General features: G+C 36.1%; 18 protein-coding genes. 3 read left to right on the top strand and 15 right to left on the bottom strand.

All coding sequences use genetic code 11. From position 1 onward, the window contains the following. Window positions 1-128 precede the first annotated feature (128 nt). Window positions 129-1,466, top strand: coding sequence for a MucBP domain-containing protein (locus HCB38_RS05965; protein WP_185607747.1), 1,338 nt, complete (start codon window positions 129-131; stop codon window positions 1,464-1,466). Window positions 1,467-1,597: 131 nt separating this feature from the next. Continuing rightward, window positions 1,598-1,948 carry a hypothetical protein gene (locus tag HCB38_RS05960; RefSeq protein ID WP_260484086.1) on the top strand — a complete coding sequence of 117 codons (351 nt, stop codon included), beginning with the start codon at window positions 1,598-1,600 and terminating at the stop codon, window positions 1,946-1,948. A gap of 392 nt (window positions 1,949-2,340) precedes the next feature. Here the strand turns inward: HCB38_RS05960 and HCB38_RS05955 are convergent, their stop codons facing one another. The 4 genes from HCB38_RS05955 to mdrL all read right to left on the bottom strand — a co-directional run bounded on the left by HCB38_RS05955 (window position 2,341) and on the right by mdrL (window position 5,007). Continuing rightward, entirely contained in the window at window positions 2,341-2,871 is a 531-nt protein-coding gene (locus HCB38_RS05955) for a P-loop NTPase family protein (protein ID WP_185637826.1), read from the bottom strand. A 6-nt stretch (window positions 2,872-2,877) separates the two neighbouring features. Next, entirely contained in the window at window positions 2,878-3,117 is a 240-nt protein-coding gene (locus tag HCB38_RS05950; protein ID WP_185607745.1) for a helix-turn-helix domain-containing protein, read from the bottom strand. Between the two features lie 15 nt (window positions 3,118-3,132). Then, window positions 3,133-3,681, bottom strand: coding sequence for a DUF2975 domain-containing protein (locus HCB38_RS05945; protein ID WP_185607744.1), 549 nt, complete (start codon window positions 3,679-3,681; stop codon window positions 3,133-3,135). A 132-nt stretch (window positions 3,682-3,813) separates the two neighbouring features. Continuing rightward, a complete protein-coding gene (gene mdrL, locus HCB38_RS05940) occupies window positions 3,814-5,007 on the bottom strand; it encodes a multidrug efflux MFS transporter MdrL (protein WP_003766846.1) in 1,194 nt (397 codons plus the stop codon). Window positions 5,008-5,174: 167 nt separating this feature from the next. Here mdrL and HCB38_RS05935 point away from each other — a divergent pair, with 167 nt between their 5' ends. Continuing rightward, entirely contained in the window at window positions 5,175-5,705 is a 531-nt protein-coding gene (locus HCB38_RS05935; protein WP_185318733.1) for a helix-turn-helix transcriptional regulator, read from the top strand. A gap of 33 nt (window positions 5,706-5,738) precedes the next feature. Here the strand turns inward: HCB38_RS05935 and pflA are convergent, their stop codons facing one another. The 11 genes from pflA to HCB38_RS05880 all read right to left on the bottom strand — a co-directional run bounded on the left by pflA (window position 5,739) and on the right by HCB38_RS05880 (window position 20,533). Next, window positions 5,739-6,485: a pyruvate formate-lyase-activating protein gene (pflA, locus tag HCB38_RS05930; RefSeq protein WP_185637824.1), complete on the bottom strand. Its 747-nt coding sequence runs from the start codon at window positions 6,483-6,485 to the stop codon at window positions 5,739-5,741. 77 nt (window positions 6,486-6,562) lie between these two features. Next, on the bottom strand, window positions 6,563-8,794 hold the full coding sequence (gene pflB / locus HCB38_RS05925; protein WP_185318731.1) for a formate C-acetyltransferase: 2,232 nt from the start codon (window positions 8,792-8,794) through the stop codon (window positions 6,563-6,565). Between the two features lie 426 nt (window positions 8,795-9,220). After that, the gene (locus HCB38_RS05920; RefSeq protein ID WP_185318730.1) at window positions 9,221-9,769 is read right to left on the bottom strand and encodes a glycerol-3-phosphate responsive antiterminator; all 549 of its coding nucleotides are present in this window, start codon (window positions 9,767-9,769) and stop codon (window positions 9,221-9,223) included. A 16-nt stretch (window positions 9,770-9,785) separates the two neighbouring features. Next, entirely contained in the window at window positions 9,786-11,597 is a 1,812-nt protein-coding gene (gene mutL, locus HCB38_RS05915; protein ID WP_185318729.1) for a DNA mismatch repair endonuclease MutL, read from the bottom strand. Window positions 11,598-11,617: 20 nt separating this feature from the next. Then, entirely contained in the window at window positions 11,618-14,200 is a 2,583-nt protein-coding gene (gene mutS / locus HCB38_RS05910) for a DNA mismatch repair protein MutS (RefSeq protein ID WP_185637822.1), read from the bottom strand. Window positions 14,201-14,309: 109 nt separating this feature from the next. Next, window positions 14,310-14,672 (bottom strand): YlbF/YmcA family competence regulator, encoded by a 363-nt coding sequence (locus HCB38_RS05905; protein WP_003744056.1) that lies wholly within the window; start codon window positions 14,670-14,672, stop codon window positions 14,310-14,312. 16 nt (window positions 14,673-14,688) lie between these two features. Continuing rightward, window positions 14,689-15,492, bottom strand: coding sequence for a TIGR00282 family metallophosphoesterase (locus tag HCB38_RS05900; RefSeq protein WP_185637820.1), 804 nt, complete (start codon window positions 15,490-15,492; stop codon window positions 14,689-14,691). Window positions 15,493-15,496: 4 nt separating this feature from the next. Further along, window positions 15,497-15,994 (bottom strand): GNAT family N-acetyltransferase, encoded by a 498-nt coding sequence (locus HCB38_RS05895; RefSeq protein WP_185637818.1) that lies wholly within the window; start codon window positions 15,992-15,994, stop codon window positions 15,497-15,499. Between the two features lie 114 nt (window positions 15,995-16,108). Further along, a complete protein-coding gene (gene rny, locus HCB38_RS05890) occupies window positions 16,109-17,671 on the bottom strand; it encodes a ribonuclease Y (protein ID WP_003721904.1) in 1,563 nt (520 codons plus the stop codon). A gap of 301 nt (window positions 17,672-17,972) precedes the next feature. Continuing rightward, window positions 17,973-19,019 carry a recombinase RecA gene (recA, locus tag HCB38_RS05885; protein WP_003766841.1) on the bottom strand — a complete coding sequence of 349 codons (1,047 nt, stop codon included), beginning with the start codon at window positions 19,017-19,019 and terminating at the stop codon, window positions 17,973-17,975. Between the two features lie 266 nt (window positions 19,020-19,285). Beyond that, window positions 19,286-20,533: a competence/damage-inducible protein A gene (locus HCB38_RS05880; RefSeq protein ID WP_185318725.1), complete on the bottom strand. Its 1,248-nt coding sequence runs from the start codon at window positions 20,531-20,533 to the stop codon at window positions 19,286-19,288. Between the last annotated feature and the right edge of the window lie 85 nt (window positions 20,534-20,618).

The raw sequence follows: 20,618 nt of genomic DNA, 5'->3' as shown, positions 1-20,618 counted from the left end.
TTTTATGATTTGGTTTTTGTCTTTTTTGTGAACAAAACTTAAGTTGATTGTGTGAACTTTTTTACAGATTGACGTATCTGCTTGGCTTTGGTGCTAGAATATAGTTATTCCAACAAGCAGGAGGTCCTATGAAACATTTAAAAAAAATTTTATTTGCGTTACTAATTCTTAGTTCAATTATTAGTATCACATTTCAACCATTTTCTGCAAAAGCTGCACCACTAATGCTTAAATTACCCGAGCCTCAAGTAGATCAACTTTATATTGGAGATGACTACATTACTGGAAAACTACAGCAAGAAGTACCAATGCACTATCCAGGTAACGCAGCCTATGTCCTTTTTAACAATAAGCAATATTATATCACTGACTATACCGTTGAAAATGACGTTAATTTTCGGCTCAAATTACCTAAAACACTTGAAGCAGGAGACACGCTTAATTATTTTACTATTACAGGTACCGTTCTTGACCCAGTCGCATATCCAGGACAAAATTCATACGATTTAGCTGGTCCTTTTACACCAATCGAAAAAGCAAAAGTACAAGTGAACTACCTTGATGAATCGAATGAAACATTAGCAACATCAGACGTTTTGTCCGGAAAACTTGGTGAAAATTATACAACATCCCCAAAAACAATGGAGGGATATCAAGTAAAAGAAACTCCAAGCAATGCTACTGGCAAGTACACATCAAATACCGAATCTACACAAGTAAATTACATCTATGAAAAAAGTATTCCAGAAGGCGAAAAAGTATCCGTCACGTATGTAGATGAAGCGACAAACGAAGAAATTGCCCCAACAGAAACATTTTCAGGCAAAAATGGTGCTTCTTTTCAAGCTGTGGCTAAAGAAATCGATGGCTATGAACTCAGCGAAATGCCAACAAACCAAGCAGGCACATTCAGAGACGAACCACAATCTGTTATTTTCAAATATAAAAAAATAACAACGCCTGTTGAAGTCGCAAAAGCTCTTACAGTAACCTATAAAGACACTGAAGGAAATCAACTTGCCGAACCAATCGTTTTAACAGGCGAGCTTGGTGCAGCTTTTGAAACAGAAACAAAAACATTTGAAGGCTACACGTTAACTAAAACACCAGTTAATCATGCTGGACTATTCACAAATCAAACACAAGAAGTAGCTTATGTTTATAGTAAGGATAGTAAAGTTATTGCTTCAACTGATTCTTCTGAATCTCCAACAAAAGAGATTTCAAGTAAAGAAGATTCTACAGATTTAATTGTTCCTCAAATTACTGATAATGCAATAAAAACTACTAATCAAAGCATAACGCATATGAGTGATACACCAACAGAAAAACCTTTCAAACCATCTAGCATTATAAAACTACCAAAAACGGGCGATACAAACAATCATTTACTAGTATTTATCGGATTTAGTTTGTTAGTTGGCGGAGCAGCATATATCATTATATCAAGAAAAATAGCGAAATAAGAATAAATTAACCTTAATCATAGTTGTGATTAAGGTTTTTTTGTTTAAAAGAACGATGGTATAATGAAAATAGATTATACATAAAGGAGAATTAGCTTAATGGAATGGAAACAAATAAAAAATGAAACGATTTGGTAAAATTAATGGACTTATTAAATTATTTCCATGATAGTTGCATTACTGGTTTAACATACTTAAGTAGTACATATGTAACAGAAAGCGACTTATCAATGGTGATAGGAACGAATCCAGTAGTTAAACTCTTTATTCAAAGACAAACAGATATATTAGCAACTCTAGAATTTTATTTAGAAGGCGTTACTCATTTTTGCATACATAACGATTTAAACGCATCATCAGAAATCCATGAAGCCAATATTTGCTACGAAAACGGTAATTTTCACTGGAATATGGGAGATGAAATGGCAAGTTTTAATTGTAAGAAAATATGTTGGAGAGAAATTCAAAACAAGTATATATAATAGCGTAGAAAAGTCGCATTTATTAGTAAAGGAGATGCATAAAATGAAAAAAATTATTATTACTGTGTTTTTCGGAATTCTTATTCTAATTATTGTTGGCCTATATGTTGCTTATATTTATATAAATCAAAAATTTATATGGGTTGTAGGGATACTTTTGTTGTTAGGTACATTATTCAATTGGTTTTTATATAATAAATATCTCTCTAAAAAATATAGAATAAGGGAATGAAAACATTAACTGTGTCTATTAATCAAGAGAGGGCAAAAGTTCTTTCTTGATTCCATAGATATCTTATTTTCTAGTTTACATAATATATATTATAGGAAGTAATGCCAATTATTGCAAACAAGCAATACGTGCTGATTCATCCATTAATTCTAGTTTATAATCAATATTTTCTCAGTTTATGATAACTATCTATCACAAATACTGCTTTTTGATATACATTTGCTAATAATTCTTTCGTTTGTTTACCAGAACGCTTATTATACTGCAAAGCATAAATTAAAAATGAAAAACTTAACTTTTCGTCGCAACCTGCAGTTATATCAGGACGCGTACTAAACATGTATTTAAAGCGTCTTTTGATTATATTTGCTACACATACTAATAACGGAATTTTAATCCAAATAACTAAGTCAGTGTCTTCCAGTCTTTTACTAAGGTTAAAAAAATAGTCTCCATCGATGATATACGGCTTTTTTGAACTCATTATTTCATTTACTTTCTTTTCGAATTCCAATTCAGATATATGATTCCAATTTTCTTGCCAAAAAATCTTATCAAGATGACATACTTCAAAGTCATATTTTTCGCCAATTTTTGCTGCGAAAGTTGATTTTCCAGCGCCATTTGGACCGATTACTAATACTTTGTTCTTGTTTACCAACACGGCTTCTAGTTGATTGTTATGCTTCATAGTTGTTCATCCTCCGCTTTTTAGTTTATTTTCAGGCGTATCATCAGCCACATACTCTAATATATCACCAGGCTGGCAATTTAATGCTTTACAGATTTCATTTAACGTGGAAAATCGTATCGCACTTACTTTGCCAGTCTTGATTTTAGATAAGTTAACATTAGCAATTCCGACTTCTTCGGACAGCTGGTTTAAAGATATTTTACGGTCAGCCATTATACGATCTAGCCTCAATACAATTGCCATCGTTTTTCGCTCCATTCATAAAGTTTCGTCAGATTCTTTTTGCAAAGCTGCACCATAACGAAATATTTCAGTCAAACAATAAAAAATAATTGCAAAGAAAAATGCCATGTCTAGTCCTAAATGAATACTATAACCTGGGATTAAAATTGTATGCAAAACTGAGTATACAATTTGCGGACCTAACGCATAAACGAGCATTAATTGTGCAATTCTATGTAACCTTTTGATTTCAACATCAGCAAAAGGTGTAAATTCAACTGCTAAATCTTGAAAAATGGTACTAGCAATCCATAGCATCCAAGCGATTAAAATAGCCGAAAGAACTGAAATACCAACTGTGAGCCACTCTTCCGTTTGAATATATTGGGAAATGTCATTACCTGCAAAATATTCAGTATTAAAATTTAAAATAGTGTTTAATTCCATCTTATTTATACTGATATTATTACTATTAAGCAACTTCATCACAATAGCTAAAGCGGCTACCAGAATCGCGCCTACAGACAGAATCTTAAGGGTAATATGTAGAAAATAACTCATTTTTTGCAATCGTTTTAGTTTCATGTAAATCTCCCCCTTTTTTCTCGATTATACATAACAGAGCGATAGTATGTCAATAATTATTTAATGATAAACGTTAAATAATTAATAACTAGCATAAAAAAAGACTGAACAAAATTGCTCAGTCTTTCATTTTTATTCACTTTTTATTGAAGTAGATTGTTGAAGTGCAAAATGTGCCGGTTTTAATTTAATAAAAAGTAGTCCCATACCAGCTAAACAAATGACACTGGCTACAATAAATGGCATTTTCATACCAAATGCTTCGCTAAGTAAGCCGGAACAAAGTGGTGCAAATGCTGCTCCTAACCAACGTACAAAGTTATATGCCCCACTAGTGACACTTCTTGCATACGGCGAGTGCTCCATCACAGTTGTTGTAAACAAGGCGTTATTTATACCTAAGATTAAGCCGGAAATAACTATTAAACCAATATCAATGGCTGTATTATCAATAAATCCGAGTAATGCTAAGATAACAGCACACGCAAGTAACGATCCCTTTAATATTTGTTTACTATTAAAACGAAATTCTAATGCATGAGAAACTTTTGCAGAACCAAGAGCTAAGCATAGTCCCCAAGCAAAAAATACAAAACCTATTTGAATCGCTGATAAACCAAGAACGAGTGGTGAATAAGCTAAAATAGTGAAGAAGCAATAATAATAAAACATGCCACTAAATGCGATTTGTAGAAACGGGCGATATTTAAACAAATGTAACATCTGTTTTATAGCCACTTCATTTTTTTCAGTAGGTGCTTGAACAACTTTCTTCGGTTCTTTTACTTTGAATAAAATCAGTAAAAATGCGATAAAAATTAAGCAAGCTGTAGCAAAGAATGGATAGCGCCACGAAACATTTCCTAAAATCCCTCCTAATAAAGGTCCAAATGCCATTCCAAGACCCATAGAAGCTTCATAAATCCCAATCGCATGTCCTGGCGTCTCTGATAAAGCAATTAACATTGTCATCGCTGTAGCCATGAACATTGAATTACCAAAACCCCAGCCAGCACGAAAAATAGATAAAGCGCCAATTGTATCTGATAAACCACATAATAATGCAAAAATAGTTACGATAAATAGTCCGATAACGATTAATTTTTTGTCACCCAATTTACCTGCGACAATACCGATTGGAATCATCATAATCGCCATTGTAAAAATATAAGCAGTGAATAACATTTCAACTTGTGAATGGGATGCGCCAATACTTTCTGCAATAGAAGGTAAAAGTGGATCCACAACCCCAATCCCCATAAAAGCAAGCAAACTAGCTGCTGCTGTTATCCATTTCCCCGTGTTCATTTCCTTGTCTGTCATCATAATACAACTACACTTCCCTTTCCAAAATAAAACTCAACTATTATATTACGCTTGATAAATACCAATGTCAATATTTACATATATAATTTATTACATATATAAATATTTTACTTATTGATGTTTATCGCTTACAATAAGGTTAAATAGAATTTTAGAGGTGCTACTGTATGATACCAAATGTCTTAGAATATACTTTATTGCAAATGATTGCTCGTGAAGCCTCTAGCGGTTATGAACTAGCAAACCGGCTTCGGATTATGCAAAATACGCATCACAGCCAAATTTATCCTTCTTTATCTAAATTAGAAAAGGCTGGTTTTTTAGTTGTTCATAAGCATTCTCAAGATAAAAAGCCTGATAAAAAAGTTTATACCATCACACAATCCGGCTTAGACTCTCTGCTCGAATGGTCCGAAACGCCACTTAAAATTCCTGTTACAAGGGATGAATTTACAACAAAAGTGCAACTCGATTGGTTAAATAATGCCAGAACCAAAGGACTTATTGAAGAACGAGAAAGCTATTTAAAAGAACAATTAGGTTTAATTGAAGAAACACTAGATCATTTCGTTAATTTATTTGATTTAAAAACCAAACAAGACAAGCTAAAAAACATGTCTTATCAGGTCTATGCAAGACGATTAGATTTAATTCAAACCGAATTAAATTGGTGCGAAGAAATGTATAAAATATTATAAAAAACCGGCGAACTTAGTATTCGCCGGTTTTTACTATTTATAACTACCAGTTTCTAAGATTTTATTAGCCATCGCTACCACTTCTTCTTCTGGAGCTTCGATGCCTTCTAATGGGTAACGAATGCCCATTTCTTTCCACTTGTAAACGCCCATCGTATGGTATGGAAGTACATCCACTTGTTTTACATTTGGAAGAGTTTGAATAAATTCGTGTAGCTTTGTTAAATCTTCTGGATCATCTGTTTTAGTTGGAATTAGCACGTGTCTAATCCAAATTGGTTGCTCTTTATCTCGTAAATAGTGAGCAAAATCGATAATTGGTGCGTTGGATTTCGTAGTTAGTTTTAAATGTTTTTCTGGATTGATTTGTTTAATATCAAGTAAAATCAAATCTGTTACTTCCATCAAACGATCCAATTTCTCGATAAACTCCGGATCACGAGTGAAACAGCCACCACAAGAGTCGATAGTTGTATGCACTCCTGCTGCTTTACATAACGTGAAAAACTCGATTAGGAAATCTACTTGAAGTAATGGTTCACCGCCACTAACTGTAACACCACCACCTGATGCATCCCAAAACTCTTTATACTTAATCGCTTCGTTAAATACATCTTGGGCTGAGCGTTCTGTGCCTGTACCAATTTTCCAAGTATCAGGATTATGACAAAATTGACAACGAAGTAAACACCCCTGCATAAAAACAATAAAGCGGATACCTGGACCGTCTACTGTTCCCATTGTTTCTACTGAATGAACTCTTCCTAAAACCTCTGTCATAATTCTCCTCTTCCTTTCCTAAATAACAAGGATTGCTACTGGTGAGCAATCCTTGTCGAAGCGTTCTCGCCTAATTATTACATGGATTCGTGCATTGTACGGTGAATAACGTCTAATTGTTGTTCACGAGTTAGTTTGATAAAGTTAACGGCATATCCAGAAACACGGATAGTTAGTTGAGGGTATTCTTCTGGATGATCCATCGCATCAAGTAATGTATCACGATTGAATACATTGATGTTTAAGTGATGTCCCATTTTTGTGGAATAACCATCCAGCATTGCAACTAAGTTATTGATTTGTGATTCATCTTCGCGACCTAAAGCTTTAGGTACGATAGAGAATGTGTTAGAAATACCATCTTGACCATATTCGTAAGGAAGTTTAGCTACAGAAGATAGAGAAGCTAAAGCACCTTTAGTATCGCGGCCATGCATTGGATTCGCACCTGGTGCAAATGGTTCGCCTGCGCGACGTCCGTCTGGTGTGTTACCAGTTTTCTTACCATAAACCACGTTGGACGTGATTGTAAGAACAGAAGTTGTGTGTACTGCATCACGGTAAGTTTTATGTTTTCTAACTTTTGTCATAAATGTTTTTAGAAGTTCAACTGCAATCTCATCTACACGGTCATCATTGTTTCCGTATTTAGGATATTCGCCTTCGATTTCATAATCAACCACGATACCGTCTTCATCACGAATTGGACGAACAGTAGCATATTTAATAGCAGATAAGGAGTCAGCTGCAACGGAAAGTCCAGCAATACCAGTTGCCATTGTACGTAATACTTCTGTATCATGTAAAGCCATTTCAATACGTTCGTAAGCATATTTATCATGCATATAATGAATAACATTTAGTGTGTTAAGGTAAAGTTCTGCAATCCATTCCATCATTGCATCATATTTTTCCATTACTTCTTTGTAATCTAATACGTCGCCTTCCACTGGACGATAAGCAGGTCCAACTTGTGCTTTAGATTTTTCATCGACACCACCATTGATTGCATAAAGAAGAGTTTTAGCAAGGTTGGCACGAGCACCAAAGAATTGCATTTGTTTACCTACACGCATTGCGGATACACAACATGCGATTGCATAGTCATCTCCCCATTTAGGGCGCATAACATCGTCATTTTCATATTGAATAGCAGATGTTTTGATAGACATTTTTGCACAGAATTTCTTAAATCCTGATGGCAAATGAGTGGACCAAAGTACAGTTAAGTTTGGTTCTGGAGCAGGTCCTAAGTTATCTAATGTGTGTAAGAAACGGAAGGAGTTTTTCGTTACAAGTGGAACGCCTTCTTCTGTAATACCACCAATGGATTCAGTAACCCAAGTTGGATCTCCAGAGAATAATTCATTGTAATCTGGTGTACGAGCAAATTTTACAAGACGTAATTTCATGATGAAGTGGTCAACAATTTCTTGTGCTTCTTCTTCTGTAATTAGGCCATTGCGTAAATCACGTTCTACATAAATATCAAGGAATGTAGATGTACGTCCTAAGCTCATTGCAGCACCATTTTGTTCTTTAATTGCTGCTAAGTAACCAAGGTATAACCATTGGAATGCTTCTTGAGCAGTTTTAGCTGGACGCCCAAGATCGAAACCATGTTTTTCGCCTAGTACTTTTAATTCACCTAGAGCACGGATTTGTTCGTTAAGTTCTTCACGTTGACGAATAACATCATCACTCATAGTACGTAAACCTGTGTTATTTAAATCTTGTTTCTTTTGATTAATTAAGAAGTCAACTCCGTAAAGTGCAACACGACGGTAGTCACCAATAATACGTCCACGACCATAAGCATCTGGAAGACCAGTGATTACGCCTGATTTACGAGCCGCACGCATTTCTGCTGTGTAAGCATCGAATACACCTTGGTTATGCGTTTTGCGGTATTCAGAAAAAATATGGCTAATTTCCTCATCCACTTTAAAACCATAAGATTCAGCTGCAACTTCTGCCATACGGATTCCACCAAATGGTTGTAAAGCGCGTTTGAAAGGTACATCCGTTTGAACACCAACAACTTTTTCTAAGTCTTTGTTTAAATACCCTGGGTCATGTGAAGTGATAGTAGAAACGATTTTGGTATCCATATCCAGTACGCCACCGTTTTCACGTTCTTTTTTAGTTAGGTCCATTACTTGATCCCAAAGTTTTGTAGTTGCTTCGGTTGGGCCAACTAAGAATGTGTCGTCACCGTCATATAAGCGATAGTTTTTTAAGATAAAGTCACGTACATCTACTTCTTGTTGCCAGTTACCACCTGCGAATTCATACCATTGTTCAGTCATCATATAACCTCCATTTATTGTTCAATCTCGAGCGTGCTTTTTTGAGCAAACTAATTTACAAATAATCTACACTGTTATCATAACATATTCTCCAAAAAATGCTACAGTTTTGTGCAATATTTTTCAAACTTTTTTATGAATTTTTTGTGTCATCCCCTTTCAAAATCGCCAAAACTCCTTTTATAATGCGGATTAGCCACTTTATCATTATTCTAATTTTATTTTGATTTTAATTCTTTATTTTTACTGTATTACTTCAAATACCGAGTTCTGTTATGGTACAGATTTAGTTTTAGCTCTTTATATAAAACAGTTAGAAAACGCTTAATCTATTGCACGCCAATACCTTAACCATTTATATAGCGTTTTCATTGTTTTTCATGAAAATAGCTAAGTCGCTATTAAAACGGCGACTTAGCTATTTTTTTACCATAAATGTTTATTAGATGTTGTAACAGCAATTGCACCACTAGCAATTACTTCATCCACTTGCTTCGTTGTCTCAATTAATCCCCCAGCAATAACCGGAATGTGTAGCTTTTGGGTCATTTTTTTGACTTGTTCTGGAATGACCCCAGGCAAAAGTTCAATGCAATCAGGCTGTACTTTTTGAATTAGAGCCACGCCTTTATTATAAGCGCTAGAATCTATCATAAATAATCGCTGAATGGCAAGCATTTTATGTTGTTTTGCTTTCATAATAGCATTTCCTCTTGTAGAAATAATACCATCTGGGCAAATTTCTTTACATAAGAAATCAATTGCATAGTCATCATTTTTTAAACCATTGACTAAATCAGCGTGTAGCAAAACTTTTTTCCCGCCAGCTTGTGCAAATTTTACTAAAGCTTTAAGCTGAGCAACATGAGTCTCGAGCATCACCATATAAGTCAAATCAAGCTCTAGTATCTTTTCCATGTCTTTTTGATTATGTGCAGCTGGGATAATTGATTGACCAGAAAATGGTAACTCCAATTGTATTCCTCCTCTTTTACATGACACGTTTAAACATTTTTTCGAGTTCGTAAGTTGAATATTGAATAATAACTGGGCGACCATGAGGACAAGTGAATGGATCGCTCGCTTCTCTAAGTGTGTCAAGAAGGGCTTCCATATCTTGCATAGTTAAATAGTGATTAGCTTTTATTGATTTTTTACAACTCATCATAATTGCGGTATCTTCTCTTAATTTATGAATACTTATACTTGGTGCTGATAAGGCTTCATCGATAATTTCGCGAAGCATTTCCTCTTCTTGGTCTTTTGGAAACCATGTGGGATGTGCGCGAATAATAAAGCTATTTTGTCCGAAGTTTTCAAGAAAAACACCAACTTCTTCTAATTTCACTTTTTGTTCTTCAAGTCGAACATATTCGTCTGATGGAAATTCTAACACGATAGGCACGAGTAATTCTTGCAATTCTCGACTTACTTCTCCAATTTTTTCACGATAGAATTCATATTTAATCCGTTCTTGCGCGGCATGTTGATCGATAATATATAGACCATTTTCATTTTGAGCGAAAATATACGTCGCATGCATTTGTCCGATTGGATACATTTTCGGAATGCGTTCTTTTTGATTTTCTACTTGCTCAGGTTGTGTTTCCGGATTATAAGTAGGCATCGTTTCTAAAATAAAGTCATCTTCTTTTGGTACATTTTCATCAGATGCTACGTATTCAGGAATATTTGGTTTTGAAAAAAGTGTTGGCGGTTCTTTTGGCTGTCTGTTTTCTTCAAATGACATCTGAATTTGTTCGGATTTTTGCTGTTCTTTTTGTTTTTTCGAAACTTCTCCATCTGGAATTAATTGCAACTGATGAAATGCGTCTTTAATCATCTGACTAATAAGCTGGCCAAGTTCTTTTTCTTTACTTAATCGTACCTCAAGTTTTGCTGGATGAACATTGACATCTACAATAATTGGGTCCATTTCGATTTGCAGAACGATTATTGGAAAACGGCCAATTGGTAAAAGTGTATGATATCCTTCTTGTATTGCTTTTACTAGCGCGAAGTTTTTGATAAAACGGCCATTAATAATCGTTGAAATGTAATTACGGTTGGAACGGTTTACTTCAGGAAGCACAGCATAACCTGAAATTTTAAAATCAAGCGACTCTGCCTTGACTGGAATCGATTTTCTAGCGATAGACACACCATAAATAGCTGCGATTACTTGACGTAAATCACCATTTCCATTTGTTTGGAGCAAAGGTTTCCCGTTGTGCGAAAACCGGAAACTAATATCTGGATGGGCTAAAGCAAGACGATTTAAAATATCGGTTATATTTCCAAGTTCAGTTGGTAAGCTTTTTAAATATTTTAACCTTGCTGGAGTATTAAAGAACAATTGCGATACTTCGATTTGCGTGCCTTTTCTGGCATGACCGCTTTTTTGTTCGATGATTTTTCCGCCTTCAAGGGAGATAGTAGTTCCTTTTGTTTCACCTGTAGAAGTTTCTAAAGTTAAGTGAGATACGGACGCAATACTAGGAAGAGCTTCTCCGCGAAAACCTAAAGTGTGAACACGAAATAAATCCGCTTCGTTTTTAATTTTACTCGTAGCATGACGTAAAAAAGCTGTTGCAACATCTTCTTCTTCAATACCACTGCCGTTATCAATAATGGTAATCTTATTTAATCCCGCTTCTTCCACCAAAATATCGATTACTGTGCTCCCTGCATCAATCGCATTTTCGACCAATTCTTTAACAACAGAAGCAGGTCGTTCTACTACTTCTCCGGCAGCTATTTTATTGGATAAAGCATCGGTTAATTCTACTATATGTTTAGCCATTTAAATCCCGCCTTTTCTGTTTAATGAATTTTACTTTGGAGTTCGTATAATTTGTTCATCGCATCCATTGGCGTCATCTGCATAATATTCATTGCGGCAATTTCTTTTAATAATTTTGTTTCTTTAGAAGATCCTTTTTTCTCCGGTTCTACCGGGAACATTGATAGTTGCACTTCTTCATGAATTTCTTCTGGTTGTTTATCGTTCGTAATTATTATTTTTTTATCGTTACTTTCTAATTGTTCTAAAATGCAACTTGCTCGTTCAATCAAGGATTTAGGTAGTTCTGCTAACTCAGCAACATGAATACCATAACTTTTATCTGCTGGTCCTTCTTTAATTTTATGAAGGAATACCACTTTTCCATTTTCTTCAACAGCACTCACATGAATGTTTTGTAACCCACTTAATTCTTTCTCAAGATCTGTTAATTCATGGTAATGAGTAGAGAATAGTGTTTTAGCATGAACGTTTTCGTGAATATACTCGATAATTGCCTGAGCAAGCGCCATCCCATCATAAGTAGCAGTTCCACGACCGATTTCATCAAATAAAATCAAACTATCTTTTGTCGCATGGACAATAGCGTTTCTAGCTTCTAGCATTTCTACCATAAAGGTACTTTGACCAGCTATTAAATCGTCCGCTGCCCCTATTCTAGTGAAAATTTGGTCAAAAATTGGCAGAGTTGCTTCTTCGGCAGGAACAAAGCATCCAACTTGGGCACATATAGCTGTTAAAGCAACTTGACGCATATACGTACTTTTACCCGACATATTGGGACCAGTTATAAGCAAAATTTCTCTATTTCGATCTAAATCACAATCATTAGCGACATAGCTTTGCGCACCCATTACTTTTTCTACAACAGGATGGCGACCTTGTTTAACATGCAGGGAACCATCTTCACTTAAGGTAGGGCGAATGAAATGGTTTTTCTCACTAATATCTGCAAAACTTTGCAAACAATCGATTTCACTTACAGACTTCGCTAATTTTTGGAGGCGTTCTATGTAGTCTTTTACCATTTCGCGTACTTCTGTAAATAGTTGATATTCTAATTCCATACTTTTTTCTTCTGCATCTAAAATGAGTTTTTCTTTTTCTTTTAGCTCAGGGGTAATATAACGTTCTGCATTGGCCAGTGTTTGTTTGCGTTCATAACGGCCTTCTGGGAGCAGATGTGTATTCGCTCGGGTAACTTCAATATAGTAGCCAAATACGCGATTAAAGCCTACCTTCATCGTTTTGATGCCAGTTAATTCGCGCTCTTTACGCTCTAATTCTGCAATCCATGTTTTTCCGTTACGGCTAGCATCACGATAAGTATCAAGTTGGCTATTGTAACCGTCTTTTATAATCCCACCTTCGCGAATGGAAATTGGTGCTGCGTCGACTATTGCTTCTTCTAATTTTTCTGTTAGCTCTTCACAGGGATCTAATTGGTTAGCAAGTTCTGTTAAACTCTTACTATGCATTGATAATAAAGTCGCTCGGATACGAGGTATTTGGTATAACGAATTACGTAGTTGAATTAAATCACGCGCATTTACATTCCCATAAGCAACTCGGCCAGCAAGGCGTTCTAAGTCATAAACGTTTTTTAGGTTTTCTACTAATTCAAGACGTTCAAAAAAGTGGGCCATTAATTCACTGACATCATTTTGACGTTCGATAATTTGCTTACGGTCAATTAAAGGACGATCAATCCATTGTTTTAGCATTCTCCCACCCATAGCCGTTTGGGTGTTATCTAATAGCCACAGTAGCGTTCCTTGGCGTCCTTTACCTCGAATGGATTCTGCTAATTCTAAATTACGTTTCGAGTAGTAATCCATTTTCATATAGTTACTAGTTTCATAATGTACAGCTTGTTGCAGGTGACCTAAATCCCGCTTTTGGGTTTCTTTTAAGTAATGAAGTAATTTACCTATAGCTCGCTTTTCTGATAACGACATATGGCGCGTAACTAATTTTTCGTTTTCCGCTGGGATTGTATCTTCTTCATGAACAGAAAAAGTTAGCCCAAGTTGTTCTTTCATCACATCAGAAAGAACTTCTTTTTCTGATTCAGAAACAATTAACTCTCTGGTTGAAAGGGTTGTTAACTCATTAATTAAGCGGTCTTCACTAGCTTCAATTACCGTTGATTTTAATTCGCCAGTAGATAGATCAGAGTAAGCAAAACCGTATTCCTTTCCTTCATAACAGTAAAGTGACGCGATATAGTTATTTTCTTTCGCCTTTAAGCCTCGTTCATCCATGACAGTTCCAGGAGAAATTAACTGTACTACTTCTCGTTTTACCATGCCTTTCGTTGTTTTAGGATCTTCCACTTGCTCACAAATAGCTACTTTATATCCTTTTTCAATTAACGTATCAATGTAGCCGCTCGCTGAATGATAAGGAACTCCGCACATAGGGATTTTCTCTTTTGTTCCACCTTCACGGCCAGTTAATGTAATTTCTAAAATTTGAGAAGCATTCAAGGCATCCTCAAAAAACATTTCATAAAAATCTCCTAAACGGAAAAATAAGAAAGCATCTTGATATTTATCTTTGATTTCCAAGTACTGCTTAATCATCGGTGTATATTCTGTCATTATCTCATCATCCCTTACTTCATTTTCATCCTCTCATTATATCATAAAGTTTCATTTTCCCGCGACCTCAAAAGAAAAAAACTACCAGTAGTTTGGCAGTTTTCAATGGTTAATTTTCTTTTTCAAGCTCCGTTGTTACTTTTGTAGTTATCTCCGTTGTAATAGATTGTAAAAGATCGTTAGCGTCTTCTTGAGCGCGTCTGAATTCTGTTACAATCGGAAGCGAATCTATATCTGCGCGAACATTATCAATTTGATTCTCGGTTTGTTTCATCGCTTCGAGTTTTTGATAATGCTCTAAGTTTACTGCTTCTTTTTGAAGTAGCTTTATTTTAGAAACCTTTGCTGCTACTTTGGAATTCGCATTGATTCTTTCTTCGGCTAGACGGTAGAACGATACTTCTTCCGTTTGTTGCAGCGCATCACGAAGTTCGGTTGCTTTTTTCATAATTTCGTCTTTTGAAACTGTCACAATTACATCTCCATTCTTAATCAAAGGAAAATGGGTGGTCTTCATTGATGAGAATTCGGTCAATTTTTTGTGCTTTTCCGGTTGTTTCGTCTAAAGTGATTAGACAGCCAGATAAGACTGCTCGACCTGTTTTAGGGACTTCAAATCTTGTTGGCAAGGCTGTTTTAAAACGACGAATAACAGCTTCTTTTTCCATTCCAAGAATAGCGTCATATGGTCCTGTCATACCTGTATCGGTTAAATATGCTGTACCTTCTGGAAGAATGCGGTTATCAGAAGTTTGTACATGTGTGTGTGTACCAACTACCGCAGTAACCCGCCCATCTAAATACCAACCCATTGCTTCTTTTTCGCTAGTAGTTTCCGCATGAAAATCGACAAAAATTATATTTGTTCGTTTCTTTGCTTCTTCTATTAATGCGTCCATTTTGCGGAACGGATCGTCTAAATCTGCTAAAAAAGTTCGGCCTTGCATGTTGATAACGGCTATTTCATGTTGATTACTTTTTACAAAAACCATTCCTGTTCCAGGTGTTGTATCATCTGGGAAGTTTGCTGGGCGAACGAGATATTTAGCATCATCAATAAATTCAAAAATATCACGATTATCCCATGTATGATTACCTAGAGTTACGGCATTTGCACCAAGTTCCAGAAAATCCTTGTAAATCTTTTCTGTGATTCCTCTTCCACTTGCAGCATTTTCTCCATTTATAATCGTGATAGTAGGTTTATATTTTTTCTTTAATTGTGGTAAATATTCTGTAATGACGTCGCGACCGATTGAGCCAACAACGTCACCAATAAATAATAATTTCATTTCGTTATTCTCCGTTTCTATTACTTCTACGTTCTAATAATGCGACATCTCGAAAAACACCATTCATTTCACCTAGTTTTTCGTGGATGCATAAAGTTTGGAAGCCGTATGTATGATGAAGTGTAATACTTGCTTCATTTTCCGGAAAAATTAAAGATTGCAAAGTCCAGAAGCCGTTTTCTTCACTTGTTTGAATAATTGCTTGCATTAGTGCCTTTCCGATGCCTTTTCCACGAGCACTTTTTGCTATATAAATGCTTAACTCAGCTACCCCGCGATAAGCATGCATACTTGAAAATGGCAACAATGCCGCCCAACCAATCACTTGACCCTCCATTAAAACAACTAAGCGGCAAGTTTTTAAGTACTTCTCATCCCAAGCTTCAAAAGATAGCGTCTTTTCTTGAAAAGTAGCGTTTCCGGTCTCTATACCTTCTTGATGCACTCGAGCAACACCAGAATAATGTTCTTTTAGCATCGGCAAAATTTTCCACTCACTCAAAAAATCCGCCTCCCTTTTTTCATCTATCCTTTGATTATACCGTTCTTGATCAAGCTAGGCAACCGATTAAAAAAGATACATCGCAAAATAAATTTGCGATGTATCCTTTAACTATTATTTAGCATATTCAACTGCTCTTGTTTCACGAATGACGGTCACTTTGATATGACCAGGATAATCTAATTCCTCTTCAATTCGTTTTCTTATGTCACGAGCAAGTCGGTAGGAAGAAAGATCATCAATTGTATCTGGTTCAACGATGATGCGTACTTCACGCCCTGCTTGAATAGCATAAGATTTTTCTACACCATCGTAAGACTCAGAAATTTCTTCTAATTTTTCTAGACGACGGATGTAATTTTCAAGCGTTTCACTACGAGCTCCTGGTCTTGCAGCAGAAAGAGCATCTGCTGCTGCAACCAATACTGCGATAACAGAAGTAGCTTCTGTATCGCCATGATGGGAAGCAATACTATTGATTACCACATCATTTTCTTTGTATTTAGTAGCAAGTTCTACGCCGATTTCAACGTGACTTCCTTCAATTTCATGGTCAATTGCTTTTCCAATATCATGAAGTAGTCCGGCCCGTTTAGCAAGCGTAACATCTTCACCTAGTTCTCCTGCTAGAATTCCAGCAAGTTTCGAAACTTCGAGTGAGTGGTTAAGAACGTTTTGTCCATAACTAGTACGGTAACGCAAGCGGCCAAGAATTTTTATCAAATCAGGATGGATGGAATGAATTCCAACTTCAAATGTAGCTTGTTCCCCGACTTCACGAATGTGTTCGTCCACCTCTTTACGGGCTTTGTCCACCATTTCTTCAATTCGAGCTGGATGGATTCTTCCATCTTGAACAAGTTTTTCTAAGGCGATTCTAGCGATTTCACGTCGAATTGGATCAAATCCGGAAAGTATTACTGCTTCCGGGGTATCATCAATTATCAAATCAATCCCTGTTAGCGTTTCTAGCGTACGGATATTACGTCCTTCGCGGCCGATAATCCGTCCTTTCATCTCATCATTTGGTAAGGTAACAACAGATACCGTTGTTTCTGCCACATGATCAGCTGCACAACGCTGGATAGCTAATGAGAGAATATTCTTTGCTTTTTTATCCGACTCTTCCTTGGCCCGGTTTTCTGATTCTTTGACCATGATTGCTGTATCATGTGTTAATTCCTCTTCTACCTGGTTAAGGATGATAGATTTCGCTTCCTCTTTGCTGAGCGCAGAAATTCTTTCAAGTTCTGTCTGCTCCGCTTGAATCATCTCAGCTAGTTTGCTTTCTTTCTCTTCAATTTGTTGTTGACGTTTACTGATACTCTCCTCTTTTCTTTCAAGTGTAGCTTCTCGTTTACTTAAAGAAGTATCTTTACGGTCGAGGTTTTCCTCCCTTTGCAATAAGCGATTTTCTGCTTTCTGTGTCTCTGTTCTTCGCCCACGAAGTTCATTTTCGATTTCAGTACGTAACCTATGATTCTCTTCCTTCGCTTCAAGCAATGCTTCTTTTTTTGTAGTTTCTGCTTCTTTCTTTGCATCTTCTACAATTAATTCAGCAGTCCCCCTTGCAGCAGCCAGTTTTTTCTCTGTACTAGATTTAAAAATTAGAGAACCAACAACTAGACCGACGATTAAGAAAAGCAAACTGGAGATGATCGTGATTGCGATTGTCATCCTTACACCTCCTTTGCTATTCAATTTTCGTTATTGTTATGTCGGTGGCCAAAATTCTGGCACAAGTGTATTTTTCATCAACAACCGAGTGTTAATCTCCCCATTCAGTTGAAGCCGATTTTCAAAGGAAAAAACTTCCCCCTTGTCTCCCAGCAATATAAAATATACAACTTAATTTTATAGGTCAAAGCATACAATGTCAAGAAAAGGAATGAAATGACAGCTTATTTTCCTGAGTTTTTTTAAAATAGTAAAAAATACGTGATAGGAAGTAAATTCCCTATCACGTATTAGCTAGTTATTATTCATCATCAAGTAAACTTAGTGTCTCTTCGTTTTCGTCTAAAGGCTCTTTGTTAGTTCCATCAATTTCGTATTCTTCGCGAACGCGTTTAGAGATTTCGTCTCGGATGTCTGTGTGTTCTTTTAGATATTGTTTCGCATTTTCACGGCCTTGTCCGATACGTTCTTCTTTATAAGAATACCAAGAACCACTCTTGTTGATCACATCAACTTCAGCAGCCATATCAACAAGTTCACCTTCACGTGAAATACCTTCTCCGTACATAATATCCACTTCAGCGATACGGAACGGCGGCGCTACTTTATTTTTTACAACTTTTATTTTTGTTTTGTTACCCATTACATCAGTACCTTGTTTCAATTGTTCAGCACGTCTTACTTCTAAACGAACTGTAGAATAGAATTTAAGGGCACGACCACCAGGAGTGATTTCAGGATTACCAAACATAACACCAACTTTTTCACGAATTTGGTTGATGAAGATTGCAATCGTTTTCGATTTATTAATAACACCTGAAAGTTTTCTTAAAGCTTGGGACATTAAACGTGCTTGTAACCCAACGTGAGCATCTCCCATTTCGCCTTCAATTTCAGCGCGTGGTACAAGAGCTGCAACAGAGTCAATAACCAACATATCAACAGCGCCACTTCTAACTAGTGCTTCAGCGATTTCTAAAGCTTGTTCTCCTGTATCTGGTTGTGATAATAATAGTTCATCAATGTTAACTCCTAGATTCTTTGCATAAGCAGGATCTAAAGCATGCTCAGCGTCAATAAATGCTGCTGTTCCACCTTGCGCTTGGACTTCTGCAATCGCATGTAGTGCAACAGTTGTTTTACCAGAACTCTCAGGTCCGTACACTTCAATAATACGACCCCGCGGATACCCGCCAACTCCTAAAGCAATATCTAATGCTAATGAGCCACTAGAAATAGTAGATATATTTTGGTCTGAATGTTCCCCTAATTTCATAATGGAACCTTTACCAAATTGTTTTTCAATTTGTTTTAATGCTTGGTCTAATGCCGCTTGACGATCATTCACGTTGTTGCCTCCTTCATAATATTCTAATAGCTGTTTTTTTGCTTCTTCTCTCTTAAAAACAGTCAGAATGTTTTCCTAGAATTACTATAACGCATTTCAAAGCAAGAAGCAAGCAAAAAGCGAACGTTTATTCGTATTTTTTATTTTGTGTAAGCACCGGCTGCTTTCTTCCTCATTATAACGGGATTCTAAGCGTTCGTCTAATACTTTTTTATCGCTTATTTATATATTTTAACGCTACTTTTTTTATTTTCTATAAAGGAAAACTATCTATTTGTATCTAAAAATTGCTTAATCAATTGAAAGCCTTGTTTTACAGCACGGCGACGGTTGTGGTTTCGATCTCTACCATAAACAAACTGATAAGCTTCTGTTTCAAAACCAGCTACATGTAAACCAATCCAAATAGTTCCAGCCGGATGGTCTTCTAAGCTATCTGGGCCTGCAACACCGGTAAAACTAATACCTATATCAGTGTTACAAAGTCTACTGACATTATTCGCCATTTCTTTTGCACATTCTGCACTTACGACTCCGTTTTCTTTTATTATTTGAGGTGAGACTTCAAGAATAGATTGTTTTGTCTCTTCGCTGTATGTAACCATACCACCTTTAAAAATTTTAGAAATACCAGGAAAACGGGCAATTTCTGCTTGGAATAATCCAGCTGTAAAACTTTCAGCAGCGGAAATAGTAATATTTTTTTCAAGCAGCATCGCTGTTACTAATTCTGGTAAAGAAACTTCGCCATAACCGTATAAAAAAGCCCCGTCTCTGCGTAAAATTTCTTGTTCCGTTTCATTCACAAGGGCACTTGCTTCCTCTTTAGTCTTTGCAGTAGCTGTAATCCGCACAACTACTTCATTATCACCTGCATACGTAGCAATAGTAGGATTTACTTGAGCTAAAATCATATCGTTTAAATCTGCTGCTAGTTGCGATTCTCCAATACCGAAAAAGCGCATTATTTTAGACTCTAAAATATTTTTTTCAGCACTATCATTTGCGAGTAAAGGTTCAGCGTAACTCGAAAACATCGGTTTCATTTCTGAAGGTGGACCTGGAAGTAAGATATATGTATGCTTATTTTCTTTTAAGAACATTCCTGCAGCGAAACCATAATCATTATTTAATACAGTGGATCCTTCAATAATTACAGCCTGCAATTTATTATTTTCAGTCATTGTTCTATTTCTTGAAGCAAAATAATCCGTGATTTTGTTCATATGAAACGCATCTTCTACTAAGTTTTTCTGTAGATGTTCTGCTAAAATTTGTTTCGTAATATCGTCTTCTGTAGGACCTAATCCACCCGTGAAAATGAGAATATCACTGCGTTTTTCAGCAATTTCTATCACATCTTTTAAACGTTTAGGGTTGTCACCAACAACAGTGTGATGGTAGACATAAATCCCGTTAGCTGCTAACTCTTCTGAAATAAAAGCAGCATTAGAGTTCACGATTTGTCCTAGTAATAGTTCTGTTCCTACTGCAATAATTTCCGCGCTTGCCATCTTAATTCATCTCCAATTCGATTTTTTGTGTAGAAAAAAAGCACACAATTCGAGTACCTCTTTTTTCATATCAAACTTGTGGCTT

This window comes from Listeria farberi, from assembly GCF_014229295.1.
GTDB classification, from domain to species: domain Bacteria; phylum Bacillota; class Bacilli; order Lactobacillales; family Listeriaceae; genus Listeria; species Listeria farberi.
The sequence above is the reverse complement of the archived record's forward strand: the minus strand, read 5'-3'. Positions and strand labels throughout refer to the sequence as shown.

Bases quoted from the DNA above. Each gene is read 5' to 3' on its own strand.
- HCB38_RS05950 (WP_185607745.1), bottom strand. From the start codon at position 3,117: ATGGCAATTGTATTGAGGCTAGATCGTATAATGGCTGACCGTAAAATA.
- HCB38_RS05955 (WP_185637826.1), bottom strand. From the start codon at position 2,871: ATGAAGCATAACAATCAACTAGAAGCCGTGTTGGTAAACAAGAACAAA.
- rny (WP_003721904.1), bottom strand. From the start codon at position 17,671: ATGACAATCGCAATCACGATCATCTCCAGTTTGCTTTTCTTAATCGTC.
- pflA (WP_185637824.1), bottom strand. From the start codon at position 6,485: ATGACAGAGGTTTTAGGAAGAGTTCATTCAGTAGAAACAATGGGAACA.
- mutL (WP_185318729.1), bottom strand. From the start codon at position 11,597: ATGGCTAAACATATAGTAGAATTAACCGATGCTTTATCCAATAAAATA.
- HCB38_RS05900 (WP_185637820.1), bottom strand. From the start codon at position 15,492: ATGAAATTATTATTTATTGGTGACGTTGTTGGCTCAATCGGTCGCGAC.
- HCB38_RS05965 (WP_185607747.1), top strand. From the start codon at position 129: ATGAAACATTTAAAAAAAATTTTATTTGCGTTACTAATTCTTAGTTCA.
- HCB38_RS05945 (WP_185607744.1), bottom strand. From the start codon at position 3,681: ATGAAACTAAAACGATTGCAAAAAATGAGTTATTTTCTACATATTACC.
- mdrL (WP_003766846.1), bottom strand. From the start codon at position 5,007: ATGATGACAGACAAGGAAATGAACACGGGGAAATGGATAACAGCAGCA.
- HCB38_RS05880 (WP_185318725.1), bottom strand. From the start codon at position 20,533: ATGGCAAGCGCGGAAATTATTGCAGTAGGAACAGAACTATTACTAGGA.
- mutS (WP_185637822.1), bottom strand. From the start codon at position 14,200: ATGACAGAATATACACCGATGATTAAGCAGTACTTGGAAATCAAAGAT.
- HCB38_RS05935 (WP_185318733.1), top strand. From the start codon at position 5,175: ATGATACCAAATGTCTTAGAATATACTTTATTGCAAATGATTGCTCGT.
- pflB (WP_185318731.1), bottom strand. From the start codon at position 8,794: ATGACTGAACAATGGTATGAATTCGCAGGTGGTAACTGGCAACAAGAA.